21 protein-coding genes are annotated in these 22,894 nt (G+C 71.7%); 10 read left to right on the top strand and 11 right to left on the bottom strand.

Annotated elements, in window-relative coordinates; genetic code table 11:
- Window positions 1-78: 78 nt before the first annotated feature.
- On the bottom strand, window positions 79-4,848 hold the full coding sequence (locus ACIRF8_RS13720; protein ID WP_404214311.1) for an ATP-dependent helicase: 4,770 nt from the start codon (window positions 4,846-4,848) through the stop codon (window positions 79-81).
- A gap of 87 nt (window positions 4,849-4,935) precedes the next feature.
- Between ACIRF8_RS13720 and ACIRF8_RS13725 the strand changes: the two genes are divergently transcribed.
- The 4 genes from ACIRF8_RS13725 (at window position 4,936) to ACIRF8_RS13740 (ending at window position 8,163) form a co-directional block, all read left to right on the top strand.
- Window positions 4,936-5,772: an AraC family ligand binding domain-containing protein gene (locus tag ACIRF8_RS13725; RefSeq protein ID WP_404214313.1), complete on the top strand. Its 837-nt coding sequence runs from the start codon at window positions 4,936-4,938 to the stop codon at window positions 5,770-5,772.
- 25 nt (window positions 5,773-5,797) lie between these two features.
- Window positions 5,798-6,568, top strand: a complete 771-nt coding sequence (locus ACIRF8_RS13730) for an AzlC family ABC transporter permease (protein WP_404214315.1) — start codon at window positions 5,798-5,800, stop codon at window positions 6,566-6,568.
- Window positions 6,565-6,873 (top strand): AzlD domain-containing protein, encoded by a 309-nt coding sequence (locus ACIRF8_RS13735; RefSeq protein WP_404214317.1) that lies wholly within the window; start codon window positions 6,565-6,567, stop codon window positions 6,871-6,873. Before ACIRF8_RS13730 ends, ACIRF8_RS13735 begins: the two co-directional genes overlap by 4 nt.
- Before the next feature lie 111 nt (window positions 6,874-6,984).
- Window positions 6,985-8,163 (top strand): PucR family transcriptional regulator, encoded by a 1,179-nt coding sequence (locus ACIRF8_RS13740; RefSeq protein ID WP_404214319.1) that lies wholly within the window; start codon window positions 6,985-6,987, stop codon window positions 8,161-8,163.
- Between the two features lie 10 nt (window positions 8,164-8,173).
- On the opposite strand, the gene ACIRF8_RS13745 is transcribed toward ACIRF8_RS13740, so the two are convergent.
- Window positions 8,174-9,124 carry a hypothetical protein gene (locus ACIRF8_RS13745; protein ID WP_404214321.1) on the bottom strand — a complete coding sequence of 317 codons (951 nt, stop codon included), beginning with the start codon at window positions 9,122-9,124 and terminating at the stop codon, window positions 8,174-8,176.
- Window positions 9,125-9,203: 79 nt separating this feature from the next.
- Between ACIRF8_RS13745 and ACIRF8_RS13750 the strand changes: the two genes are divergently transcribed.
- The 4 genes from ACIRF8_RS13750 (at window position 9,204) to recX (ending at window position 12,819) form a co-directional block, all read left to right on the top strand.
- The gene (locus ACIRF8_RS13750; RefSeq protein ID WP_404214323.1) at window positions 9,204-9,398 is read left to right on the top strand and encodes a DUF3046 domain-containing protein; all 195 of its coding nucleotides are present in this window, start codon (window positions 9,204-9,206) and stop codon (window positions 9,396-9,398) included.
- 60 nt (window positions 9,399-9,458) lie between these two features.
- Window positions 9,459-10,697: an AI-2E family transporter gene (locus ACIRF8_RS13755; protein ID WP_404214325.1), complete on the top strand. Its 1,239-nt coding sequence runs from the start codon at window positions 9,459-9,461 to the stop codon at window positions 10,695-10,697.
- Between the two features lie 229 nt (window positions 10,698-10,926).
- Complete coding sequence (gene recA / locus ACIRF8_RS13760) at window positions 10,927-12,045, top strand: recombinase RecA (RefSeq protein WP_404214327.1); 1,119 nt, start codon at window positions 10,927-10,929, stop codon at window positions 12,043-12,045.
- Window positions 12,046-12,048: 3 nt separating this feature from the next.
- A complete protein-coding gene (gene recX, locus ACIRF8_RS13765) occupies window positions 12,049-12,819 on the top strand; it encodes a recombination regulator RecX (RefSeq protein ID WP_404214329.1) in 771 nt (256 codons plus the stop codon).
- 160 nt (window positions 12,820-12,979) lie between these two features.
- On the opposite strand, the gene ACIRF8_RS13770 is transcribed toward recX, so the two are convergent.
- The 8 genes from ACIRF8_RS13770 to ACIRF8_RS13805 form a co-directional block, all read right to left on the bottom strand.
- Complete coding sequence (locus ACIRF8_RS13770) at window positions 12,980-13,390, bottom strand: rhodanese-like domain-containing protein (RefSeq protein ID WP_404215882.1); 411 nt, start codon at window positions 13,388-13,390, stop codon at window positions 12,980-12,982.
- Window positions 13,381-13,890, bottom strand: coding sequence for a cysteine dioxygenase (locus ACIRF8_RS13775; RefSeq protein WP_404214330.1), 510 nt, complete (start codon window positions 13,888-13,890; stop codon window positions 13,381-13,383). Before ACIRF8_RS13775 ends, ACIRF8_RS13770 begins: the two co-directional genes overlap by 10 nt.
- 192 nt (window positions 13,891-14,082) lie before the next feature.
- A complete protein-coding gene (locus tag ACIRF8_RS13780) occupies window positions 14,083-14,172 on the bottom strand; it encodes a putative leader peptide (protein ID WP_344442854.1) in 90 nt (29 codons plus the stop codon).
- A 119-nt stretch (window positions 14,173-14,291) separates the two neighbouring features.
- Window positions 14,292-15,959, bottom strand: a complete 1,668-nt coding sequence (locus ACIRF8_RS13785) for an FAD-dependent monooxygenase (protein WP_404214332.1) — start codon at window positions 15,957-15,959, stop codon at window positions 14,292-14,294.
- A gap of 247 nt (window positions 15,960-16,206) precedes the next feature.
- Window positions 16,207-17,091: an amino acid ABC transporter permease gene (locus ACIRF8_RS13790; protein ID WP_404214334.1), complete on the bottom strand. Its 885-nt coding sequence runs from the start codon at window positions 17,089-17,091 to the stop codon at window positions 16,207-16,209.
- Window positions 17,088-17,753 (bottom strand): amino acid ABC transporter permease, encoded by a 666-nt coding sequence (locus ACIRF8_RS13795; RefSeq protein ID WP_404214336.1) that lies wholly within the window; start codon window positions 17,751-17,753, stop codon window positions 17,088-17,090. Before ACIRF8_RS13795 ends, ACIRF8_RS13790 begins: the two co-directional genes overlap by 4 nt.
- A gap of 98 nt (window positions 17,754-17,851) precedes the next feature.
- Complete coding sequence (locus tag ACIRF8_RS13800) at window positions 17,852-18,688, bottom strand: glutamate ABC transporter substrate-binding protein (protein ID WP_404214338.1); 837 nt, start codon at window positions 18,686-18,688, stop codon at window positions 17,852-17,854.
- 36 nt (window positions 18,689-18,724) lie between these two features.
- Window positions 18,725-19,504, bottom strand: coding sequence for an amino acid ABC transporter ATP-binding protein (locus ACIRF8_RS13805; RefSeq protein WP_404214340.1), 780 nt, complete (start codon window positions 19,502-19,504; stop codon window positions 18,725-18,727).
- Window positions 19,505-19,758: 254 nt separating this feature from the next.
- Here ACIRF8_RS13805 and ACIRF8_RS13810 point away from each other — a divergent pair, with 254 nt between their 5' ends.
- Window positions 19,759-20,445 (top strand): response regulator transcription factor, encoded by a 687-nt coding sequence (locus tag ACIRF8_RS13810; RefSeq protein WP_404214342.1) that lies wholly within the window; start codon window positions 19,759-19,761, stop codon window positions 20,443-20,445.
- Window positions 20,446-20,466: 21 nt separating this feature from the next.
- Window positions 20,467-21,912: an ATP-binding protein gene (locus ACIRF8_RS13815; protein WP_404214344.1), complete on the top strand. Its 1,446-nt coding sequence runs from the start codon at window positions 20,467-20,469 to the stop codon at window positions 21,910-21,912.
- Here the strand turns inward: ACIRF8_RS13815 and ACIRF8_RS13820 are convergent.
- Window positions 21,891-22,886: a TAXI family TRAP transporter solute-binding subunit gene (locus tag ACIRF8_RS13820; RefSeq protein ID WP_404214346.1), complete on the bottom strand. Its 996-nt coding sequence runs from the start codon at window positions 22,884-22,886 to the stop codon at window positions 21,891-21,893. The genes ACIRF8_RS13815 and ACIRF8_RS13820 overlap by 22 nt on opposite strands.
- Window positions 22,887-22,894: the final 8 nt, after the last annotated feature.

The following is a 22,894-nucleotide window of genomic DNA, read 5'->3' on the forward strand; positions in this document are numbered from 1 at the left end:
GGTAGGCGGCACATGGTCACGGCGGCGGCCGGGACGGCGAGGTGCGCCGGCTGCCCGGAGAGTGCTGGCGGCGTCGCCTCAGGCACGCAGCCGCAGACCGCGGGGTGTCGCGTGGAAACCGGCTCCTTCCAGGAGGGGGGCGTACGGGGCGGTGAGCGCGGCCTCGCCGTTGATCCGCTCCACGGTGATCGTGCCGAGGGCGCCCGAGCGGGCCGCCTCCGCCAGGGACCGGGCGGCGGCGGGCAGACGCGGGTCGTCCGCGACGTCGGCGGCGGACGGCGGGGCCGAGTCGGACGCGGCGCCGGGCCAGGCGAGGAGGCTCTTGCCGCCGCGCTCCATGTAGAGCGTCAGCTCGCCGTCGACCAGGACCACCAGGGAGCCCGCCTTGCGGCCCGGCTTGTGGCCCGCGCGTGCGGGCGGCTCGGGCCAGGGGAGGGCCGCACCGTACGCGTTGGCCGGGTCGGCGGCGGCGAGGACCAGGGCGCGAGGGGCGGTGCTCTTGGCCGTCGGGGCGTCGGCCTGGGCGAAGGGGTCGGGCAGGGGCGCGCCGCGCTCCTGGGCGTTGGCCGCCGCGCGGAGGCGGTCCACCGCGCCGTCCATCGCGAACTGGGCGGCGCCGAGCCCCTCCACCACATAGCCACGCCGGGCCTGCCCGCTCTCCTCGAAGACGGACAGGATGCGGTACGTCGCCGAGAAGCCGCCCTCGACCCCCTCGGCGGCGACCGCGCCGCGGGTCACCACGCCGTGCCGGTCCAGCAGGGTGCGGGCCAGGGCGTGGGCGCGCACCGTGGGGTCGGGCTCCAGGGCGGGCAGGAGCGACCAGCGGCCGGCGACCGTGGGCGGGCCCGTGCGCGAGGTGGCCCGGGCGGCGGCCGTGAGGCTCCCGTACCGGCCGCGCGGCACGGCTCTACGCGCGCGATGCGCCGTGGAACCCGCGGTGCGGCCCGAGCCCAGGAGGGAGCGCATCGGGGCGAGCGTGTCGTTCGTGAGCCGGCCCGACCAGGCCAGTTCCCACAGGGCGTCGGCCAGTTGGGGATCGGTGGGGGCGGCGGGGGCGCCGCCTTGGGCGTCGGGACCCTGCGCGGCCGTCAGGGCGCGGACCTGGTCGGCGATCTGCCGGAAGAACAGGCCGTAACCACCGGAGAGGCTGTCCAGGACCGCCTGGTGCAGCGGTGTGAGCTCCAGCGGGTGCGGAGGCGGCAGGAGGAGTGGGGCGGCGTCGGCGAGGTAGAGGGAGACCCAGCCGTCCTTGCCGGGAAGCGATCCGGCACCGGCCCACAAGACCTCGCCGGACGCCGTGAGTTCGTCGAGCATCGCCGGGGCGTACCCGGAGACGCGGGAGGGCAGGACCAGCTTCTCCAGGGCGGACGCGGGCACGGAGGCGCCCTGAAGCTGCTCGATGGCCCGGACCAGGCCGTCCGCGCCGCGCAGCCCATGGCCGCCCAGGTGCTGCCACTGCGGCAGGAACTGGGCCAGGGCGGCGGGCGGCACCGGTTCGAGCTCGTGCCGCAGCGCGGCGAGGGAACGGCGGCGCAGGCGGCGCAGCACGGCGGCATCGCACCACTCCTGGCCGATGCCCGCGGGGTGGAACTCGCCCTGTACCACCCGCCCGTTCGCCGCCAGGCGCTGGAGAGCGCCCTCCGTGACCGCCGTGCCCAGGCCGAAGCGGGCCGCGGCCTGGGTGGAGGTGAAGGGCCCGTGCGTGCGCGCGTAGCGGGCCAGGAGGTCGCCGAGCGGGTCCTTGACCGGCTCGGTGAAGGCTTCGGGGACGCCGACGGGCAGCGCCGTGCCCAGGGCGTCGCGCAGGCGGCCCGCGTCCTCGATCGCCGCCCAGTGGTCGCCGCCGGCGACGCGGACCCGGATGGCCCGCCGGGCGGACGCCAGCTCCTCGGCCCAGCCGGGCTCGGCGCCCCGCTCCGACAGCTCGGCCTCCGTGAGCGGGCCCAGGAGACGCAGCAGGTCCGCGACCCCCTCGGCGTCCTTGACGCGGCGGTCCTCCGTGCGCCATTGCAGTTCCTGCTCCAGCTCCGCGAGGACGTCCGCGTCGAGCAGCTCGCGAAGCTCGGCCTGGCCGAGGAGTTCGGCCAGCAGCCGGGAGTCCAGAGACAGCGCTGCCGCGCGGCGCTCGGCCAGCGGGGAGTCACCCTCGTAGAGGAACTGCGCGACGTAACCGAACAGGAGCGAGCGGGCGAACGGCGAGGCCTCCGGTGTGGTGACCTCGACGAGGCGGACCTTGCGGGACTCGATGTCACCCATCAGCTCGGTCAGGCCCGGTACGTCGAAGACGTCCTGGAGGCACTCGCGCACCGCCTCCAGGACGATGGGGAAGGAGCCGAACTCGCTGGCCACCTGGAGCAGTTGCGAGGCGCGCTGGCGCTGCTGCCACAGCGGGGTGCGCTTGCCGGGGTTGCGCTTCGGGAGCAGGAGCGCGCGGGCGGCGCACTCGCGGAAGCGGGACGCGAACAGCGCCGAGCCGCCCACCTCGTCGGTGACGAGCTGGTCGACGTCGCCCTTGTCGAAGGCGACGTCGGCCGCGCCGAGGGGAGCCTGATCGGAGTCGTACTCCAGGCCCGGCTTCGTCGGCTCCTGGTCGAGGAGGTCCATGCCCATCAGGTCGGCGTCGGGCAGGCGCAGCACGATGCCGTCGTCGGCATGCATGACCTGGGCGTCCATGCCGTACTTCTCGCTGAGGCGGGCACCGAGGGCGAGCGCCCACGGAGCGTGCACCTGGGCACCGAACGGGGAGTGGACGACGACACGCCAGTCGCCCAGCTCGTCGCGGAAGCGCTCCACCACGATGGTGCGGTCGTCCGGGATGTGGCCGCACGCCTCGCGCTGCTCGGACAGGTACGACAGCACGTTCTCCGCGGCCCAGGTGTCGAGGCCGGCCGCGGCGAGGCGTACGCGCGCGTCGTCGGGCTTCTGCGAGCCGATCTCGCGGAGGAACGCGCCCACCGCGCGCCCCAGTTCGAGCGGACGGCCCAGTTGGTCGCCCTTCCAGAACGGGAGCCGGCCGGGGACGCCGGGGGCGGGGGAGACGAGGACGCGGTCGCGGGTGATGTCCTCGATCCGCCACGAGCTGGTGCCCAGCGTGAAGACGTCACCGACGCGGGACTCGTAGACCATCTCCTCGTCGAGCTCGCCGACGCGGCCGCCGCCCTTCTTGGGGTCGGTGCCCGCGAGGAAGACGCCGAACAGGCCGCGGTCGGGGATCGTGCCCCCGGAGGTGACGGCCAGGCGCTGGGCACCGGGGCGGCCCGTGACGGTACCCGCGACGCGGTCCCAGACGACCCGCGGGCGCAGCTCGGCGAAGGCGTCGGACGGATAGCGGCCCGCGAGCATGTCGAGGACGCCGGTGAACGCCGACTCGGGGAGCGAGGCGAAGGGGGCCGCCCTGCGGACGAGCGCGAGGAGGTCGTCGACCTGCCAGGTGTCCATGGCCGTCATCGCGACCAACTGCTGGGCGAGCACGTCCAGGGGGTTGCCCGGGACGCGCAGCGACTCGATGGCGCCCGCCCGCATCCGCTCGGTCACCACGGCCGACTGCACCAGATCCCCGCGGTACTTCGGGAACACGACCCCCGTGGAGACCGCGCCCACCTGGTGGCCCGCACGCCCCACGCGCTGGAGGCCGGACGCCACCGAGGGCGGCGACTCCACCTGCACCACGAGGTCGACGGCGCCCATGTCGATGCCGAGCTCCAGGCTGGACGTGGCGACGACCGCGGGCAGCCGGCCCGCCTTCAAATCTTCTTCGACGAGCGCGCGCTGCTCCTTGGAGACCGAGCCGTGGTGCGCGCGGGCGAGGATCTGCGGGGCGCCCGTCGCGGTGCCCGAGCCGCCCATCAGCTCGGCCGGGGAGTGGTCCTCCGGGAGGGCCTCGCCGGTGGCGCGCTCGTACGCGATCTCGTTCAGCCTGTTGCACAGGCGCTCCGCCAGGCGCCGGGAGTTGGCGAAGACGATCGTCGAACGGTGGGCCTCGATGAGGTCCGCGATGCGCTCCTCCACCGAGGGCCAGATCGACGGTCGCTCGGCACCCTGGTCGGAGTCGGCCACCGGGGAACCGCCGAGCTCGCCCAGGTCCTCGACCGGGACGACCACCGACAGGTCGAACCGCTTGCCGGAGGGCGGCTGGACGATCTCCACCTTGCGCTGCGGCGACAGATAGCGCGCCACTTCGTCGACCGGCCGCACCGTCGCGGACAGGCCGATGCGGCGGGCCGGGCGGGGCAGCAGCTCGTCCAGGCGCTCCAGGGAGAGCGCCAGGTGCGCGCCGCGCTTGGTGCCCGCCACCGCGTGCACCTCGTCCAGGATCACCGTCTCGATGCCGGTCAGCGCCTCCCGCGTGGCGGACGTCAGCATCAGGAACAGCGATTCCGGTGTCGTGATCAGGATGTCCGGCGGGCGCGTGGCCAGCGCGCGGCGCTCGGCCGGCGGGGTGTCCCCGGAGCGGATGCCGACCTTCACCTCGGGCTCGGGCAGTCCCAGACGCACGGCCTCCTGTCGGATTCCGGTCAGAGGGCTGCGCAGATTGCGCTCGACGTCGACGGCGAGGGCTTTCATCGGTGACACGTACAGAACGCGGCACCGCTTCTTCGGGTCGGCGGGCGGCGGTGTGGAGGCGAGCTGGTCGAGGGCGGCCAGGAACGCGGCGAGGGTCTTGCCCGAGCCGGTCGGCGCGACGACCAGCACGTCCGACCCCTCGCCGATCGCCTGCCACGCCCCGGTCTGCGCGGACGTGGGCGCGGAAAAGGCCCCCGTGAACCAACCGCGGGTCGCGGGGGAGAACGCGTCGAGAGCGCTACGGGCATCCGAGCCGCCGTGCGCTCCCTGCCTGGACCTGACCATGCCCTCATCCTGCACCCCACCACTGACAAAGGCCGTGACCTGCGGAAATGACTGGTTCATCGGGGTGACGTGGCGCAGAATGGAGGGATGGCGGGGAAGGGCGAGTGGGCACGGCACTGGCGGTACGAGCGGCTGCCGGGCCTCGACCTGCTGCGGGCCCGCTACCTGCGGCACACCTTCCCGCGCCACAGCCACGACGGCTACGTGTTCGGGGCGGTCTCCCGCGGCGTCGAGGAGGTCGGCATGCCCGACGACACCGTGTACGCCGGACCGGGCACCGTCGTCATGATCAACCCCGAGGTGGCGCACACCGCGCGCGCGGGCGACCCCGACGGCTGGTCGTACTCCACGCTCTACCCGTCGGCGCAGGTCGTCGCCGAGGTCGCGGCGGAGACCACCTCGGTCCGCGGCACCGTGGCGTTCGGCGAGACGATCGTCACCGACCCGCAGGCCGCGCACCTGATCGCCGAGGTCCACCGGGCCGCCGAGCAAGGCAACGCGCTGGCGGCCGACAGCGTGCTGCGGATCCTGCTCGCCCGGCTGCTGCGACGCCACGGCACGGCGCTCGGCCCACGACCGCGCCGGTCGGCGGGGGACACGGCCGCGGCACGCGCGCGTGAGGTCCTCGAAGCGGACCTGACCGACCCGCCGTCCCTGGAACGCCTCGCGGCGGGCCTGGGCACCAGCCCGTTCGCGCTCCTACGGGGCTTTCGCGACGCCTACGGGATGCCGCCGCACGCCTGGCTCACCAACGCGCGCGTGCGCGCCGCACGCCGTCTCCTGGAGAAGGGCACGGCGCCCGCCGATGCCGCCGTGGCCGTCGGATTCACCGACCAACCGCACCTGAACCGGCACTTCACCCGGATCGTCGGCGTGCCTCCAGGCGCCTACCAGCGCGAGCGCAAGAACGTACAAGACCTCTGACGGCACCTCTCCTACGGTTCGAGGCGTGGCAGAACAGACGACACCCGCAGACACACGCACGACGCACGGCCCTGATCCCGGGAGCACGGACAAGGCCGGCAAACCCGACGCGGCCGTCGTCCGCGACGCGCTCGGCGTCGGCATCGCCGTCGGCCTGTCCGGCTTCGCCTTCGGAGTGACCGCGGCGGGCGGCGGCCTCAGCGTGCTGCAGACCTGTGCGCTCAGCCTCCTCGTCTTCACCGGGGCCTCGCAGTTCGCGCTCGTCGGCGCGCTCGCGGCCGGCGGCAACCCCTTCACCGCCGCCGCGGGCGCCTTCTTCCTCGGCGTGCGCAACGCCTTCTACGGGCTGCGTCTCTCCCAGTTGCTGGCCCTTCCGCGCGCGGTACGACCGTTCGCCGCGCACTGGGTCATCGACGAGACGGCGGCCGTCGCCCTGGCCCAGCCGACGCGACGCAGCGTGCGGATGGGCTTCACCGTCACCGGGCTGACCCTGTACGTCCTGTGGAACCTGACCACGCTCCTCGGCGCCCTGGGCGCGGAGGCCATCGGGGACACCGACGCCTGGGGGATCGACGCGGCCGGGCCCGCCGTCTTCCTCGCGCTGCTGGCGCCGATGCTCAGGACCATCAGGGAGCGCGCCGTCGCGGCCGTCGCCGTCGTACTGGGGCTCGGACTGCTCCCTGTGCTGCCCGCCGGGGTCCCCGTCCTGGCGGCCGCGCTCGCCGCACCCGCCGTGCTCTGCATAGAAGGCCGTCGTTCCGCCGCCTCCGGCACCCCGCAAGGAGGAGACCGTTGAACATCTGGATAGCCATCGGCGTCACCGCGGTGGGCTGCTACGCCGTCAAGCTGATCGGGCTGCTCGTTCCCGCGGGCGCCCTGGAGCGACCCATGGTGAAGCGGCTCGCCGCGCTGTTGCCGGTCGCGCTGCTCGCCGCTCTCACGGCTCAGCAGACGTTCGCGGACGGACGCGTCCTGATCCTGGACGCCAAGGCCGCGGGGCTGGCCGCCGCCGCCGTCGCGCTGGTGCTGCGCGCGCCGTTCCTCGTGGTCGTCGCCGTCGCCGTGGCGGTCACGGCGGGGCTGCGCGCCCTTGCGGGGTGACGCTCCGCACGGCACGACGGCTGGGTAATGTGGCACGTCACCATGAGCAGTCGCGCACGGAGCCACGCGCAGTCGCGTACGGAGCACGCGTCCCGGACGGAGGAGGGGAGCGTGCCACTGTCGTCCGCGGCACGCTCCCTGGCCGCGCGCTGTGAGCCGCGCGTCAACGAACTGGCACGCCGCATGGCCCGCGAGTCCTTCGAGGATCTGCCCGGATACGCGGATCTGCCCGACGACGTGAAGGACCTGGAGATCGCCGCGACCGCCCGGCACGGCGTACGGCTGTTCCTGCGCCGCGTCAGCGACCCCGAGGCGGCCCGGCCCGGCACCCACCGGCTGTTCCGCGAGAGGGCCGCCCAGCGCGCCGAGGAGGGCATGCCGCTGCACCTCCTGCTGCGCACCCACGCGCTCGGCGTCTACGTCCTGTGGCAGGCGCTGCGCGACGTCGCCCGCCCCGGTGAGGAGGCCGCCCTCATCGAGCTGGTCGACGTCCTGCTCCGGAGCCACCCCGCCGTCATGGGCGCGGTCGCCGAGACGTACCTGGACGAACGCTCCGCCATGGACGCCGAACAGCGGGCCCAGCAACGCTCACTGCTGCGCGGACTGCTCGACGGCGTGGTCCCGCCCGGACAGGTGCTGCTCGACCGGCTACGGCTCCGTGGACCCGCCCTCGTCCTCGCGCTGGGCCTCGACGCGCCGCCGCCCGAAGGGCCCGTCGCGGTACGCCGTCGGCTGCGGCGCGTCCAGACCGTCCTCGACCGCGTCTTCGGCCAGGAGGTACCGGCGCTCCTCGACGGCGCCGGGGGCCGCGTCATCGTCCCCGGGGACGGCGCACCGCCGGACGACCTGCCGCAGCTCCTGAGCAAGGCCAGCGGGCTGCGCGTGCGGGTGGCCGCGGTGCGGTCCGACGGGCCGGAGCACATCCCCGAGGCGGCCGGCACCGCCACCGAGATCCTGCGCATCGCGCGCGCGTGCGGCCTGCCGACCGGCCTGCACCGTCTCGACGACGTCCTGCTCGAGTACCACCTCTCGCGGCGCAATGAGAGCAGCCACCGCATCGCCGCCCTGCTCGACCCGGTCGCCGAGCGGCCCGAACTCCTGGAGACACTGCGCACCCACCTGTCCCACCGACAGGACCGCAGGGCCACCGCCGCCGCGCTCGCGCTGCACCCCAACACCGTCGACAACCGGCTCGCGAAGATCACCGAGCAGACCGGCATCGATCTGTCGTCACCGCGCGGCACCGCCCTGGCGCTCGCGGCGCTGCTCCTGCGCGACTCCGAGGAGTGAGGGGGACGCCCTACAAGGGACGCCCGTAGGCCCGGAGCGTGAGCAGCGCCTCGATCGTCACCATGGAACGCGCCTCCAGCGAGGCACTGTGCGCCCATGGGCGCCAGTTGACGGGCCAACCACCGTCGTCCTGCTGTTCGCTCTCCAGGTGGGCGAGGGCACGGTCCATCTCCTCGTCGGTGAACCAGGAGCGGGCCAGCGACGCGGGCGTCCTCGCGTAGTCGTACGGGAAGTGGTGCTCGCCCGGTGCGTAGCCGGGAGCCACCGGGCAGTCGTCCTTGCGCGCGGGATCGAGCACCGCCAGCCGCTGATCGCGGACGAGCCGGCCGAGCCGGTCGGCGGCGGCCCGCGCGCGTGGGCGGTCCGGCACACCGTCCAGGAAGGCGACCGCGGCCTCGACCTCGTAGGGGTGCGACGCGGTCAGGGACTCCACGGCGGACCAGCAGAACTCCGTGGCCCGGAACAGCCAGGCGTGCCACACCTCGTTGCCGTGCAGCAGACCGACCACGGGCCCGGTGGCCAGCAGTTCTCCCGGCGGATCGGCCACCACGGGCACGAACGGGGCGTGCGGGTAGCGGCACTGGCTGGGATGCACCGCCGGAAGGGCGCCTTCCGGCGTCGAGGCGGCGGTCAGATAGCGGCCCACGCGGTCCACACGCCGCCCTGCGCACCGCCCGATCGAGTCCAGGACGTACAGCGCGTGACCGATGTGCAGGGGCTGGCTGGCGGGTCCGCGCAGATCGGGTTCGAGGGCGTGCCCGTAGCCGTCGTCCTCGTTGCGATAGGCGGTCAGGGCGGTTTCGACGGCATCGGCCGCGACAGGCGATCCGTCCCGGAAGTGGTAGACGAAGCGGCGCTGTTCCAGGACGCGCGCGTTCTGCCAGACGAACCACTCGGCACGGGTGAGCGGGGAAGGTTCCGACGATGACGAGGGGAGTGCGGAAGCTCCGGTTTCGGCCATGCAGCGACCGTAGGGCGGAAAGCGTGCGCGAAGAGCCTCCCCGGCCGGGCCCCACTCTCAGGGGCGGGATACTGGAGGCATGCGGTTGACGGTCTTTTGGCAGCGGATGGCGGATCACTTCGGTTCCGGGTACGCCGACACGTTCGCGCGCGACCATGTGATGGCGGGGCTGGGCGGGCGCACGGTGAACGAGGCGCTCGACTCCGGCTGGGAGGCGAAGGACGTCTGGCGTGTGGTGTGCACCACGATGGACGTGCCCGCCGAGAAGCGCTGATCGCGATGGTGGACAGGGGGGAAGTCACCGATCGGCCGCCGCGTGGGTGAGACTGGCTCCGTGGCAGCGACAGACGAGACCATCCCGGTGACGGCCGACGCGACACCGCCCGGCACGACGCCCCCCGAGGGGCCGCCCGGCCCGGCGCCCTCCCCGCAGGCGCGCATGCCGCACTGGCTGCCGCGTGCCATGGTGCTCGCCCTGGCCCTCATCGCCTGCTTCCAGCTCGGCAGTTGGGCCTTCCACCAGATCACCGGACTGCTGATCAATGTCCTGATCGCGTTCTTCCTCGCCCTCGCGGTGGAGCCCGCCGTGAGCTGGATGTCGGCGCGGGGCCTGCGCCGCGGCCTGGCCACGGGCCTCGTCTTCCTCGCGGTGATGATCGCGTGCGCGGGCTTCGTCGTCCTGATGGGGTCGATGCTCGCGGGCCAGATCGTGGACATGGTCGAGGATTTCCCGAAGTACCTGGACCAGGTCATCAGTTGGGTCAACCAGACCTTCCACACCGAGTTGAACCGGGTCGAGGTCCAGGACAGCCTGCTGCACTCGGACTGGCTCCAGAAGTACGTGCAGAACAGCGCGAGCGGCGTCCTGGACGTGTCCGCGCAGGTGCTCGGCGGGCTGTTCCAGCTTCTGACGATCGCCCTCTTCTCGTTCTACTTCGCCGCGGACGGGCCGCGGCTGCGGCGCGCGCTGTGCTCGGTGCTGCCGCCCGCCAAGCAGGCGGAGGTGCTGCGCGCCTGGGAGATCGCCGTCGACAAGACGGGCGGCTACCTGTACTCGCGCGGCCTGATGGCGCTGATCTCCGGGATCGCGCACTACGTCCTGCTCCAGGCGCTCGGGGTACCGTACGCGCCGGTGCTCGCCGTGTGGGTGGGCCTCGTCTCCCAGTTCATCCCGACCATCGGCACCTACCTGGCGGGCGCGCTGCCGATGCTGATCGCCTTCACCGTGAACCCCTGGTACGCGCTGTGGGTGCTCATCTTCGTGGTCGTGTACCAGCAGTTCGAGAACTACATGCTGCAACCGAAGCTGACCGCGAAGACGGTGGACATCCACCCCGCGGTCGCCTTCGGGTCGGTCATCGTGGGCACGGCCCTGCTCGGCGCCGTGGGCGCGCTGATCGCGATTCCCGCCGTCGCGACGCTCCAGGCGTTCCTGGGGGCGTACGTGAAGCGGTACGACGTCACCGATGATCCCCGTGTGCACGGGCACCGCAGGCGCGGCGGCGCGTCGGTGCTCGTCCGGGCGCGACGCGCTCTGCGAGGGCCGAACGAGCCCGGCGCCGAGGACCGCTAGGAGACCCTCCGCCCCCCCCGCGTGGTGCGCTTGACACCAAAATCGAACATCCATTCTTATGGAGCGTCCAGGGGCTTTCCTCCCAGGAATCCCAAGGGATCCGGAGAGAGCGGCCGGGCGGCGAGCCTCGAGTTATCCACAGGCGGACGGGCGTCGAGGCCGATTGTCAGTGGCAGGCGTTAGCGTCTTTGACGTGAAGCGATCGACACAAGCAAACCGGGTGGAACCCATGGCAGGAACCGACCGCGAGAAGGCTCTCGAAGCCGCGCTCGCACAGATTGAACGGCAATTCGGCAAGGGCGCGGTCATGCGCATGGGCGAGCGGCCCAACGAGCCCATCGAGGTCATCCCCACCGGGTCGACCGCCCTCGACGTCGCACTCGGCGTCGGCGGCATCCCCCGCGGCCGTGTGGTGGAGGTGTACGGCCCGGAGTCCTCCGGCAAGACGACCCTGACCCTGCACGCCGTGGCCAACGCCCAGCGGGCGGGCGGCGCGGTGGCCTTCGTGGACGCCGAGCACGCCCTCGACCCCGAGTACGCCAAGAAGCTCGGCGTCGACATCGACAACCTGATCCTGTCCCAGCCGGACAACGGCGAGCAGGCTCTGGAGATCGTCGACATGCTGGTCCGCTCCGGCGCCCTCGACCTCATCGTCATCGACTCCGTCGCCGCGCTCGTGCCGCGTGCGGAGATCGAGGGCGAGATGGGTGACTCGCACGTGGGCCTCCAGGCCCGTCTGATGAGCCAGGCCCTGCGGAAGATCACCAGCGCGCTCAACCAGTCGAAGACCACGGCGATCTTCATCAACCAGCTCCGCGAGAAGATCGGTGTGATGTTCGGCTCGCCGGAGACCACGACCGGTGGCCGCGCGCTCAAGTTCTACGCCTCGGTGCGCATGGACATCCGCCGCATCGAGACCCTGAAGGACGGCACGGACGCGGTGGGCAACCGCACCCGCGTCAAGGTCGTCAAGAACAAGGTGGCGCCGCCCTTCAAGCAGGCCGAGTTCGACATCCTCTACGGCCAGGGCATCTCCCGCGAGGGCGGCCTGATCGACATGGGCGTGGAGCACGGCTTCGTCCGCAAGGCCGGTGCCTGGTACACGTACGAGGGCGACCAGCTTGGCCAGGGCAAGGAGAACGCGCGCAACTTCCTGAAGGACAACCCCGACCTGGCCAACGAGATCGAGAGGAAGATCAAGGAGAAGCTGGGCGTCGGGGTCCGCCCGGAGGAGCCGGCCGTCGAGCCGGTCGCGGACGCGGTGGCCGGGGCGCCCGTCGAGGACGCCGCGAAGACGGTGCCCGCGCCCAAGACCGCCAAGACCAAGACCGCGGCGGCCAAGAGCTAGTCCGTGACACGACGAACCGACTGGGCCGAGTACGACGCCGGTCCCCCCGTCCCCGTGGGCCGGGGGCACGGGGACGACGATGCCGCGTACGGGGAGGCCGGGCACGAGATCGATCCGGGGGACGACGCGGCGGACGGGCCGCGTCGCGGGAGACGTTCGCGAGGCGGGGCCGGGCCGCGCGGACGCCGACGCGGGGGCGGGTTCGGGGACTCGCCCGGCGCCGCACAGGACGACGGCCCTCCTGCCTCGTCGAGGGCCGAGCGGGGGGAACCGTCAGGGGACCCGGCGGAGCGGGCGCGGAACATCTGCCTGCGCCTGCTCACCGGGACCCCGCGCACACGCAAGCAACTGGCCGACGCCCTGCGCAAGCGGGAGATCCCCGACGAGGTGGCCGAGGAGGTGCTGTCCCGGTTCGAGGAGGTCGGACTGATCAACGACAGCGCCTTCGCGGACGCCTGGGTGGAGTCCCGGCACCACGGGCGGGGCCTGGCCCGTCGGGCGCTCGCCCGGGAGCTGCGCACCAAAGGTGTGGACTCCACGGTCATCGACGAGGCGGTCGGGCAGTTGGACGCCGAGCAGGAGGAGGAGACCGCGCGGGAACTCGTCGCGCGCAAACTCCGCTCCACACGCGGCCTCGACCGCGACAAGAGGCTGCGCCGCCTCGCGGGGATGCTCGCCCGCAAGGGATATCCCGAGGGCCTGGCACTCCGGGTGGTGCGCCAGGCCCTGGAAGAGGAGGGGGAGGAGACCGAGGACTTGGACTTCGGGGGGTGACGGATAGTAATGGTGATTGCAGGGGCAGGGGCAGGGGCAGGGGCAGGGGCAGGGGCAGGGGCAGGGGGCCCGGGTGGGCTGGCTCCCCTTCCCCACGGTGTGACAGCGAGGCACGTTGCCGTGCCGCTGTCCCGGCGCGCGGCCTGCCTCCCCAGCGCTCTCACACCCCCTCGACCGGCAACCCCGCTGCTCGCCACGCCTGGAAGCCGCCCGTCAGGTCGGTCGCCCGGTGCAGCCCCAACTGGCGAAGGGAAGCGGCGGCCAGGCTGGAGGCGTAGCCCTCGTTGCAGATGACCACGACGCGCAGACCGTGATGGGTGGCCTCGGGGGCACGGTGGCTGCCGTGCGGGTCGAGGCGCCATTCCAGTTCGTTGCGTTCGACGACCAGCGCGCCGGGGATCAGCCCGTCGCGCTCGCGCAGTGCCGCGTACCGGATGTCGACGAGGAGCGCCTCACCGGCGGAGGCCGCGGCGAACGCCTCGCGCGGCTCGACCCGGTCGAGCCCGGACCGTACCTGTTCCAGCAGCTCGTCGATGCTCACCGGGCGCTGCTCGGCGGCGCTCACTGCCAGTCCGCCGGGCGTTCCACCGACTCCAGGCGCAGCACCTGGCCGATGCGGCTGTAGCGGCGGATCTGGGGGAGCGGCGGGTAGTAGGCGTGGACGGAGACGGCGTGTTCGGTCAGGGACTCGTTCAGGACCTCGTGCACATGGTGGCGGCCGAAGGCGCGGCCCTGTCCGGCGGTCAACCGCCGCTTCCTGTCGACTCCTTCGGACAGTTCCAGGGTCTTCCAGCCGTCGGCGGGCAACCTGGCGGCCAGGGCGTTCTCCTTGAGTTCGCCGGACGCGGTGAGGAAGGCGCCGACGGACTCGGCGTGGTCGTGCCAGCCGGTACCGGTGCCTGGCGGCCAGCCGATGAGCCAGGCCTCGCTGCCGCCGGGGCCTTCGAGCCGTACCCACGTACGGCCTTCGGGGTCCAGCGGCAGGGAGGCGATGAGGTCATGGTCCGCGGCCGTGCGGCGGACGAAGTCGAGCAACTCGGCCTGGGTGGGCGCGGTGTCGGCCGCGATCACGTCAGGGGAGGCTTGAGAGGCCTGGTCAGACCTCTGGGACGTGCGTGACGCGGAAGGCGCGGAGGATCCGGAAAACGCGGAAGACGTGGAAAGAGACACGGGTACCGTCCTGGAGTTCGCGAAGGACGCGCGCCGCCGGGGCCGATGGATCGGCCGCACCGGGCGGGTACGCGGAAAGCGGAGAAGGCGAATTCAGCAGGACGGACGACACACGCAGCCCGCGTAGCGGACGAGGTCCATATGGACCCTCCGCCACAGGCGCACATCGGTGTCGATCGTCACGCTCCGGAGTACACCATGGAGGTGGATACCGGTCAACTCACCTCCAGGAAGGCTTGAGGACGCCCCGGCCCTCCTCCCATGGCCTCGACGGGTTGGCGACTACAGGTGCGGGCAACGACTCAGGCCGGGCCGCCCGCCTTCGCCGTCTTCGCCGTCCCCGTCCCCGCCGCCGTCTCCATCGGTTCGCCATCGGGCGCGGACCCGCCGAGCGCGGCCCGCGCCGCCTCGTACAGTTCGGCCGGTCGGACTCCGCTGAGCGCCGTCACCAGATGTCCGTCGGGCCGGATCAGCAGCACGGCGTGGGCGGGGGCCGCAGGGTAGCTCTCCGCCACGAGCAGTTCGGCCTCGTGCGGGAGCGCGTCGACGGCCTCCGACAGCCGGGGCATGAGCCCGGCGGACATCCAGTGTTTGCGTTCCCACACGCCGGTGCCCGGCGCGACGAGGACGACCAGGAGCCGGCTCATGCCGAGCCGGTCCCGCAGCCGTACGAACGAACCGTCGGGCGCCGTCACGCGCACATCGTCGACCGGGGCACCGGGCACCGTGCCCACCTCGACCTGGGACTCGGTGGGCGGCGGCGCGAGGGGCGAGTCGGTGTACGTCCCGGGTGCGCCGAGCGGGCCGAGCCCCAGGTGACCTTCCGTGAGCAGTGCGTCGTGATTGCGGGCGCCGCCGGGAACGTACGCGCGCAGCCCCTTGGCTCCCTTGCCGCCGCGCAGTGCGGGCAGCGCCTGGTCCGCGGCGCGCAACCGGGCCGCGACGACGGCGCGGCGCTCGGCCTGGTAGCTGTCGAGCAGCGCGGCCGGGGCGGGGTGCGGCCCTTCGTGCCACGTCAGGGCCAGTTTCCAGGCGAGGTTGTCCGCGTCGCGCAGCCCCTCGTCCAGGCCCTGGGTGCCGAGCGCGCCCAGCAGGTGAGCGGCGTCCCCGGCGAGGAAGGCGCGGCCCACGCGCCAGCGGCGGGCGAGACGGTGGTGGACGGTGTGGACGCCCGTGTCCAGCAGCTCGTACGGCGGCGTGGAGCCTTCGCACCAACCCGCGAGGGTCTCCCGGATGCGCGTCACCAGCACATCGGGGGTGACCAGGTCGCTGCGGGGTGGCAGCAGCCAGTCCAGGCGCCAGACGCCGTCGGCGAGGGGGCGGCCGACGATCTCCGGTCCCGCGGGGCCCGAGGTCCGCCAAGGGGGGCTCCGGTGGAGCAACGCCTGACCGGGCCAGGGAAGTTCCGTGCGCAGGGCGGCGACCGCGTGCCGTTCGACGGCGGTGCGGCCGGGGAAGCGGATGTCGAGGAGTTTGCGGACCGTGGAGCGGGGTCCGTCGCAGCCCACCAGGTAACTGCCGCGCCACCAGGTGCCCTTGGGGCCGCGGGTGTGCGCGGTGAGCCCGGCCCCGTCCTCCTCGATCGCGTCGAGGCGGCTGTCGACGGCGACCTTGATGAGCCGCTCCTGTGCGACGGCTTCGCGCAGCGCGCCGGTCAGCGCGTGCTGGGGGATGTGGAGCGGAGCGGACAGTGACTCCCCGGGTTCACCGAAGGTGAGCGTACGCATCTCCTGCCTGCGGCGCATGGAACGCCATCCGGCCCACCGGGCGCCGACCCCGTCGAACGACGTATGCGCCAGCCGCTCGGTGAGCGCGGCGGTGTCCTCGCGCAGTACGACCGTGCGCGCGAGTCGCTGCTCGTCCTTGCCGGGGCCCTCGTCGAGCACGACGGACGGGACGCCGTGGCGGGCCAGGGCGAGGGACAGCGTGAGCCCGACGGGGCCCGCGCCGACGACGATCACCGGATCCACGGCGCGGCTCCTCCTGCCCCGGAAAGCCCGCCGAAAAGCGTCCCGCGCGGTGCGGGTGGCGTACTGGACGTACAAGAAGGGGCAGTTGGAGCGGGGTGCACGTTCACAGAGCGTATGCAACCCATTGCCGGTGCTTGCGTCAAGTGACGGAGGCAGTGGCGATCACGCCACTGCCTCCGTGTACCGCAACGGTCGAGCGCCCGTCAGATGCCGTGGTCCGCGCGCGAATCCGGACGAGCCGTCAGGTTCAGACGACGGCGCCCGTGGACTCGGTGCCACCGACGGCCGCCGCCGGAAGGACCGCGCCGGTGGACTTCTTCGCCCGCCGCAGCCGGCGTTCCAGCCACGAGGCGAACGTGGTCAGGGCGAAGTTGATCGCGATGAAGATGAGGGACACGATCGTGAAGCACGCGATGGTGTTCGCGCCGTACGCGGCGCTCATCGGACGTACCGAGGCAAGCAGTTCGGAGAAGGTGAGCATCGCGCCGCCGAGCGCGGTGTCCTTCACGATGACGACGAGCTGGCTGACGATCGCCGGCAGCATCGCGGTCACCGACTGCGGGAGCAGGATCGACCGCATCGTCTGGCCCTTGCGCAGGCCGATGGCGTAGGCCGCCTCGGTCTGTCCCTTGGGCAGGGACTGGATGCCCGCGCGGACGATCTCGGCGAGGACCGAGGCGTTGTAGAGCACCAGGCCGGTGACGACGGCGTACAGCGGGCGGTCGTCCGAGGAGACGTCGGTGAACTCCGAGTACGCCGCGTTCGCGAAGAGCATCAGGATGAGGACCGGGATGGCGCGGAAGAACTCGATCACCACGCCCGAGGGGACGCGGACCGCCCGGTGGTCGGAGAGGCGCGAGATACCGAAGAACGCGCCCAGCGGCAGCGCGATGACCATGGCGAACGCCGCCGCCGTGAGGGTGTTCTGCAGACCCGGCCAGATGTAGGTCTCCCACGGGCGGATGTCCGTGAAGAACGGCTTCCACTTGACCCAGTCGAGCTGCTTCTTCTCGTCGAGCTTCCTGATCACCCACCAGATGACGAGAGCGAAGACGACGAGGAAGCCTATCGAGTACAGGACATTGCGCCGTTTGGCCCGGGGGCCGGGGGCGTCGTAGAGGATCGAGGTCATCGCTTCACCGCCACCTTCTTGCTCACCCAGCCGAGGATCAGGCCGGTCGGCAGCGTCAGGCAGATGAAGCCGAACGCGAAGACGGCGGAGATGAGGATGAGCTGGGCCTCGTTCTCGATCATTTCCCGCATCAGGAGCGCGGCCTCGGTGACACCGATCGCGGCGGCCACCGTGGTGTTCTTGGTGAGCGCGATCAGGACGTTGGCGAGCGGGGCCACGACGGAGCGGAAGGCCTGCGGCAGGATGATCAGGCGCAGCACCTGATTGAAGCTCAGCCCGATCGCGCGGGCCGCCTCCGCCTGGCCGAGGGGCACCGTGTTGATGCCGGAGCGCAGCGCCTCACAGACGAACGCCGAGGTGTACGCGGTCAGTCCGAGCACCGACAGGCGGAAGTTGATGGTCTCGAACTGGTCGGAGCCCATGTTCATGCCCAGCGTCTGGAAGATGCCGAGCGAGGTGAACACGATGATGACGGTCAGCGGAATGTTCCGCACCACATTGACGTACGAGGTGCCGAAGCCTCGCATCAGGGGGACCGGGCCGACTCGCATGCCGGCGAGGACGGTTCCCCATATGAGGGAGCCGACGGCTGAGAGAGCGGTGAGTTTCACCGTCACCCAGAACGCTCCCAGCAGGTCGTAACCTTCTAGAAAGTCGAACACGATCTCCCGCGCTTCCGCGTGTCTGGAGGGCTGCCGGATGTGGCCAGGGCGCGGCGGTCCCCTCCGTCGGAGGGGTCGCCGCGCCCTGCGTCACCACGTCACTTGACGATGTTGCCGATCTTCGGAGCAGGCTCGTTCTTGTAGCCCGCCGGGCCGAAGTTGGCCTTCACGGCCTTCTCCCAGGAACCGTCCGAGACCATCTTCTCCAGGGCCGTGTTGATCTTGGCCTTGAGGTCGCTGCCCTTCTTGACGCCGATGCCGTAGTTCTCGTTGGTCATCTTGAAGCCACCGAGCTTGAACTTGCCCTTGAACTCGGCCTGCGAGGCGTAGCCCGCGAGGATCGAGTCATCGGTGGTCAGCGCGTCGATCGCCTTGTTCTCGACGCCCGTCAGGCACTCCGAGTAGCCGCCGTAGTTCTGGAGCTGGGCCTTGGGGGCCAGCTTGTCCTTGACGTTCTGCGCCGACGTCGAACCCGTCACCGAACACAGCTTCTTGCTGTTCAGGTCCTTCGGGTCCTTGATGGTGTTGTCGTCGGCGCGCAGCAGGACGTCCTGGTGGGCCAGGAGGTACGGGCCGGCGAAGTCGACCTTGGCCGCGCGCTCGTCGTTGATCGAGTACGAGGCGGCGATGAAGTCCACGTCGCCGCGCTGCAGCATCGTCTCGCGGTCGGCGCTCTTGGCTTCCTTCCACTCGATGTCGCCGGCGTCGTAGCCGAGTTGCTTGGCGACGTACGTGGCGACGTCGACGTCGAAGCCCTTGTACTCGCCGTCCGGGGTCTTCTGGCCGATACCGGGCTGGTCGATCTTGATCCCGATGGTGATCTTCTTGCCGCCGCCGGAACCCTTGTCGTCGCTGTCGTCACCACCGCACGCGGTGGCGGTGACGGCGAGGGCGAGGGCGACGGAGGCCGCGGCGGTGACCTTGCGGAACTTCATGTGAACATCCTTCATGTCGGCAGATTCGGCAGAGAACTAGTGGTGCAGGATCTTCGACAGGAAGTCCTTGGCCCGATCGCTGCGCGGGTTGCTGAAGAACTGGTCGGGGGCGGACTCCTCGACGATCCGGCCGTCCGCCATGAACACGACGCGGTTGGCCGCCGAGCGGGCGAAGCCCATCTCGTGCGTGACCACCACCATCGTCATGCCGTCCCGGGCGAGCTGCTGCATCACCTCGAGGACCTCGTTGATCATCTCGGGGTCGAGCGCTGACGTCGGCTCGTCGAAGAGCATGATCTTCGGGTCCATCGCCAACGCCCGGGCGATGGCGACGCGTTGCTGCTGGCCTCCGGAGAGCTGCGCGGGGTACTTGTCCGCCTGCGCGCCCACCCCGACCCGGTCGAGCAGCGCCCGGGCCTTCTCATCGGCCTGCTTCTTGTCCGTCTTGCGGACCTTGACCTGGCCGAGCGTCACGTTCTCGAGCACCGTCTTGTGCGCGAAGAGGTTGAAGGACTGGAACACCATGCCCACGTCCGCGCGCAGCCTGGCCAGTTCCTTGCCCTCCTGGGGCAGCGGCTTGCCGTCGATCGTGATGCTGCCGGAGTCGATGGTCTCCAGGCGGTTGATCGTGCGGCACAGGGTCGACTTGCCGGAGCCGGAGGGGCCGATGACGACGACGACCTCACCCCGCGCGACGGACAGGTCGATGTCCTGGAGCACATGCAACGCTCCGAAGTGCTTGTTCACTTCGCTCAGCGCGACCAGTGCGTCGCCCGCAGGGGGAGTGGCGTCCTTGGTCACCGAAACTTCGGTCATCGGGGTCTTGCTCCATCCTCCTCGGTTGGGAGGACATTAGTAACGCCATGCGACCAGCGTCATTACATCTGAGGGGAAATTGAGCATAACGATCCGGCCGCAACCGGACACTATGCGTGAAGGGGGCGGCGGCCGCGCGTACCGGCTCCATAACGGAACACGGACGTAACAGGAAGGCTCTTGACGTCGTCCTGCCGCATCGGCGTGGATGCCTCAGTGAACTCGAAGAGGCCGAGACGTGTGAGGGGGCCGGAATGAGACTGCTGCTCGTCGAGGACGACGACCATGTGGCCGCGGCCCTGTCCGCGGTGCTGGCCCGGCACGGCTTCTCGGTGCTGCACGCCCGCAGCGGTGAGGAGGCGCTCCAGGCGCTGGTCCCCGCACCCGACGCGTTCGGTGTCGTACTGCTCGACCTGGGCCTGCCCGACCAGGACGGCTACGAGGTCTGCGGCAAGATCCGCAAGCGCACGACGACCCCCGTCATCATGGTCACCGCGCGCGCGGACGTACGCTCACGCATCCACGGCCTCAATCTCGGCGCCGACGACTACGTGGTGAAGCCGTACGACACCGGGGAACTGCTCGCCCGCATTCACGCCGTGAGCCGGCGCAACACCGGCGGGGAGAGCACACCGGCGGCCGAGAGCGGGCTGCGCCTCGGCGGCGTACGGATCGAACTGCCCACCCGGCAGGTCACGGTGGACGGCGCCGTCGTCCAGCTCACCCGCAAGGAGTTCGACCTGCTGGCCCTCCTCGCGCAGCGGCCGGGTGTCGTCTTCCGGCGGGAACAGATCATCAGCGAGGTGTGGCGCACGAGTTGGGAGGGGACGGGACGCACCCTGGAGGTGCATGTCGCCTCCCTGCGTTCCAAGCTGCGGATGCCCGCGCTCATCGAGACGGTGCGGGGCGTCGGTTACCGGCTCGTCGTGCCGGCCGCGTAGCGGACGCCGTAGAGTCGCCGGGTGCGCGCCCGTCTGCTTCCGCTGCTCATCGTCCTCATGGCGGGCGTGCTGCTCGCGCTCGGATTTCCGCTGGCGGTGAGCGTGGCCTCCGCGCAGCAGCAGAGGGTCGTCGTCGACCGGATCGACGACACGGCCCGGTTCGCCTCGCTCGCCCAGTTCGTCACGGCCAGGCCCGACGAGGACGGGGAGGTCGTGGCGGACGAGCGGCAGCAGACGCTCCAGAAGGAGATCGCCCGCTATCACGAGGTGTACGGCATCAAGGCCGGTGTCTTCTACCGCGACCGCGAGCCGATGGGACGGGCGCCCAGCGACTTCGAGGTGCCCCGATACGGCGCCGTGCGGGCCGCGTTCGACGAGGCCCTGTACTCGCGCGGCAGCCACGACCCGTCGCAGGTGTGGCCGTGGCAGCAGGGGGGCCGGATCGTCGTCGCCTCGCCGGTCATCAGGGACGGCGACGTGGTCGCCGTCGTCGTCACCGACTCGCCCACCGGGGCGATGCGGGCCGCGACACTGCGGGGCTGGCTCGTCGTCGTGGCGGGCGAGGTCGCCGCGATGCTGCTCGCGGTGGGGGCGGCGCTGCGCCTGACCGGCTGGGTGCTGCGTCCCGTACGTGTCCTGGACGCGACCACCCACGACATCGCCACGGGACGGCTGAAGTCACGGGTCGCGGCCGCCGGAGGGCCCCCGGAACTCCAGCGCCTGGCCCGCTCGTTCAACGAGATGGCGGACAACGTCGAGGACGTGCTGGAGCAGCAGCGCGCCTTCGTCGCGGACGCCTCGCACCAACTGCGCAACCCGCTCGCGGCCCTGCTGTTGCGCATCGAGGTCCTGTCGTACGAACTGCCGGAGGGCAATGAGGCGATCGCGTCCGTACGGGCCGAGGGCAAGCGCCTGGCCCGGGTCCTCGACGACCTGCTCGACCTGGCCCTGGCCGAGCACGCCCCCGCGGACCTGCGGCTGACCGACATCGGGGAGCTGGCCGCCGAGCGGGTCGAGGCCTGGCGCCCGACCGCCGACGAGAAGGGGGTGCGGCTGGTCGCCGACTGCCCCGCGGTGACCGGCTGGGCCGACCCGGTCGCGCTGTCCAGCGCGCTGGACGCGGTGGTCGACAACGCCCTGAAGTTCACGCCCGAGGGCGAGGAGGTCACGGTCACCGTCGCGGCGAACGGCGAGACCACCGCGGTCGTGGTCGCCGACGGCGGCCCCGGCCTGCGCGAGGACGAACTCGCCCGGGTCGGCGACCGGTTCTGGCGCAGCGGACGGCACCAGAACATCAAGGGCTCGGGTCTGGGGCTGTCCATCTCCCGGGCCCTGCTGACGGCCGGCGGCGGCTCGATCGCGTACGCGCCCAACGAACCGCACGGACTGGAGGTGACGGTCCGCGTGCCGAGGACCGCGCCGGTGCCGACCTCGCGCGACGCCCGTCAGGGCTTGACGGAGCGGTAGTAGCGGCGCGCGCCCTCGTGCAGGGAGAGCGGGTCCGTGTAGACGGCTGTCCTGAGATCGACGAGCTGCGCCGCGTGCACCTCGGTGCCGATGTGGTCGCGGCTGTCGATGACCGTACGAGTCATGGCCTCGGTCAGTCCCGGATCGGTGCGGTCGGTGGTGACCAGGAGGTTCGCCACGGCCAGGGTCCTGACGACCTTGCCCTCCTGCGCGGCCGGATAGGCGTCGGCGGGCATCACGGCGGCCCGGTAGTAGCGGGACGACTCCCCTTGCGCGTGGAGCTTGTCGACGAGGCTGCCGAGCTCCACCAGCCGGACCGGGAACTCCTCGGAGAGCGCGCGGACATGGTTGGTCGGCAGCCCGCCCGACCAGAAGAACGCGTCGATCTCCCCCGCTTTGAGGGCTTTCGGCATGGTGTCTATGCCGATGCCCACCGGCGTGACGTCCCGGTTGATGTCCAGGCCCGCCGCGCGCAGCACCTTGTCGGCGATGAGTCGCACCCCTGACCGGTCACCGCCCACGGCGACCTTCTTGCCGCGCAGGTCGGCGACCTTCTTCACGGGTGACGAACGGGCCACGACGAGCTGCATGTAGTCGTCGTAGAGGCGGGCGCAGCCGCGCAGCCGGGCCGCGCCCGGCCGGTCCTCGTACTGGTACTTGGCGACCGCGTCGGCCGCGGCGATGGTGAAGTCCGCCTTGCCGGTGGCCACCCGGTCCACGTTGTCCCACGAGCCCTCGCTGCCGGTCAGGGTCACGTCGAGCTTGGGGATGTCGCGGGACAGGGCCGTTTTGAGCAGGTTGCCGTACCGCTCGTAGACGCCGGTCCTGGCGCCGGTGCTGATCGTGACCCGACCGCTCTGCTCCGGGTCGCCCAGCGGCAGCAGCCACCACAGCAGCAGTCCGAACACGACGAGCCCGGCCGCGGCGCCGGTGAGCGCGCGGCTGCGGGTGAGACGGGTGAGCGGCTGGGGCATGGGCGCGA

This window comes from Streptomyces sp. NPDC102406, from assembly GCF_044765725.1.
Classification (GTDB): domain Bacteria; phylum Actinomycetota; class Actinomycetes; order Streptomycetales; family Streptomycetaceae; genus Streptomyces.